Source organism: Clavibacter lycopersici (assembly GCF_003576405.1).
Lineage (GTDB): Bacteria > Actinomycetota > Actinomycetes > Actinomycetales > Microbacteriaceae > Clavibacter > Clavibacter lycopersici.
Genome location: NZ_QWGT01000338.1, coordinates 1 through 2,218, shown reverse-complemented (window position 1 = coordinate 2,218; position 2,218 = coordinate 1). Strand labels below are relative to the sequence as shown.

At 74.2% G+C, this 2,218-nt stretch carries 3 protein-coding genes and 1 pseudogene; all 4 read left to right on the top strand.

Annotated features, from left to right (window positions below):
* Positions 1–748, top strand: a 748-nt coding sequence (locus DZG00_RS14790; protein ID WP_119455785.1) for a glutamate-5-semialdehyde dehydrogenase, incomplete at its 5' end; no start/stop codon positions are given.
* A gap of 98 nt (positions 749–846) precedes the next feature.
* The gene (locus tag DZG00_RS14785; RefSeq protein ID WP_119383139.1) at positions 847–1,062 is read left to right on the top strand and encodes a hypothetical protein; all 216 of its coding nucleotides are present in this window, start codon (positions 847–849) and stop codon (positions 1,060–1,062) included.
* 17 nt (positions 1,063–1,079) lie between these two features.
* Complete coding sequence (gene nadD, locus DZG00_RS14780) at positions 1,080–1,682, top strand: nicotinate-nucleotide adenylyltransferase (RefSeq protein ID WP_119383140.1); 603 nt, start codon at positions 1,080–1,082, stop codon at positions 1,680–1,682.
* Positions 1,679–2,218 (top strand): annotated as a pseudogene (locus DZG00_RS14775) (hypothetical protein); the annotation flags it as partial. The gene nadD and the pseudogene DZG00_RS14775, both read left to right, overlap by 4 nt.

Below are 2,218 nucleotides of genomic sequence, written 5' to 3'. Positions count from 1 at the left end.
CGCGGGCCTGCCCGCCGACGCCGTGCAGACGGTCGACGTGCACGGGCGCGCGGGCGCGGCGCGGCTCATGCGGGCGCGCGGCCTCGTCGACGTCCTCGTGCCCCGCGGATCCGCCGAGCTCATCCGCACCGTCGTCGAGGAGTCGACCGTGCCGGTCATCGAGACCGGGGCGGGCGTCGTCCACGTCTACCTCGACGCCTCCGCCGACGTCCGCATGGCGGTCGACATCGCGGTCGACGCGAAGGTCAGCCGCCCCAGCGTCTGCAACGCCATGGAGACGCTGCTCGTGCATCGCGACGCCGCCCCGGGCGTGCTCCCCGCCGTGCTCGACGCCCTCCGCGACCGGGGCGTGACCGTGCACGGCGACGCGGCCGTCCGCGACCTGTGGCCCGCCGCCGTCCCGGCGACCGACGACGACTGGGCGGCCGAGTACCTCTCCCTCGACGTGGCGGTCCGCGTGGTCGACTCGGTGGAGGACGCCGTCGCCCACATCGCCCGCTGGTCGACGCACCACACCGAGTCCATCGTCACCAGCGACCTGGCCGTCGCGGAGCGCTTCCTCGCCGCCGTCGACTCGGCCGTCGTCATGATCAACGCGTCCACGCGCTTCACCGACGGATCGGAGTTCGGCTTCGGTGCGGAGGTCGGCATCTCCACGCAGAAGCTGCACGCGCGGGGGCCGATGGGCCTGCAGGAGCTCACGAGCACCAAGTGGATCGTGCGCGGGAGCGGGCAGGTCCGCGGCTGACGGCACGCCAGGCGGCGGGTGCGCCCCGCACGGGGGCCCGCCGGTAGGATGGCAGGCGCCGCCTCCGCTCGACGGGGCGTGCCACGAACGGAGATCCCATGCACGCGCTGACCACGACCATCCTCGCCGAGACCGAGCACGCCATGGAGCTCGCGGCGCCCCTCTGGGTGTTCCCGGCCGTCGCGGCGGTCGCGTTCCTCGCGCTGGGCGTCGTCATGTTCAGCTTCCGCGACGTGAGCAACCGCCACTCGGAGAAGTGGGGCAAGCCCCCCGTCGCCGAGCAGGGCCACGGCACCGCCGACTCCACGCACTGAGCGCGAGCACCGGCCACATGACGACAGCCGCGACCCCGCGCCTCCGCATCGGGGTCATGGGCGGCACGTTCGACCCCATCCACAACGGCCACCTCGTCGCCGCGAGCGAGGTGCAGCAGCACCTCCAGCTCGACGAGGTGATCTTCGTCCCCACCGGGCAGCCGTGGCAGAAGCAGACGGTCACGGACGGCGAGCACCGCTACCTGATGACCGTGATCGCCACCGCGGCCAACCCGCGCTTCACGGTCAGCCGCGTCGACATCGACCGCGCCGGCACCACGTACACGATCGACACGCTCCGCGACATCCGGCGCACGCACCCGGACGCGGAGCTGTTCTTCATCACGGGCGCGGACGCGATCCAGCAGATCCTCGGCTGGAAGGACGTCTCCGAGCTGTGGGACCTGGCGCACTTCGTCGCCGTCACCCGCCCGGGCCACGACCTCACCGAGAGCGGCCTCCCGCACGCCGACGTAAGATTGCTGGAGGTCCCGGCGCTGGCGATCTCCTCGACCGACTGCCGGAGCCGAGTCGGACGCGGTTTCCCCGTGTGGTACCTCGTCCCCGACGGAGTCGTCCAGTACATCTCCAAGCACCACCTGTATCGGAGCCCGCAATGACCCCCTCCCACGACGCGCCCGACACCGGGCCGACCTCGTTCGACGACGGTCCCGCTCCCGCGACCCTGGGGCTCAGCCGCCGTGAGATGCGCGCCGCCGAGCGCGCCCGCGCCCGGGAGCTCGGCATCGACGAGGCCGGCGACGCCCCGGTCGAGGGCACGTCGCCTGCCGAGGACGGCTCTCCGACGGCCGCCGCTGACGGGACATCCGCGGCGTCGGCCCCGGCTGCGGACGAGCCCGAGATCGTGGCGTCCGCCGGCGGCGACGGATCCACCCCCCAGCCCGAGGAGACGACGACGTCCCCCGCGGCCCCCGCTCCCGGCGTCGGCCCCGAGACCTCCGCGATCCTCCTGTCCGGCGGCGTGCTCACCCGCCGCCAGCTCCGCGCCATCCGCGAGGCCGAGGAGGCCGCCCGCGAGCAGCGCGGATCCGAGCACGACGATCCGCAGGCGACAGCCGCCCCCGCGGCGGCCCCTGCCCCGACCGACGAGGGGCGCTCGGCCGCGGCCGTCGACGACGCGCCGCCCGCATCAGCC

Coding starts and splice junctions, on each gene's coding strand:
- DZG00_RS14785 (WP_119383139.1), top strand. CDS start 847: ATGCACGCGCTGACCACGACCATCCTCGCCGAGACCGAGCACGCCATG.
- nadD (WP_119383140.1), top strand. CDS start 1,080: ATGACGACAGCCGCGACCCCGCGCCTCCGCATCGGGGTCATGGGCGGC.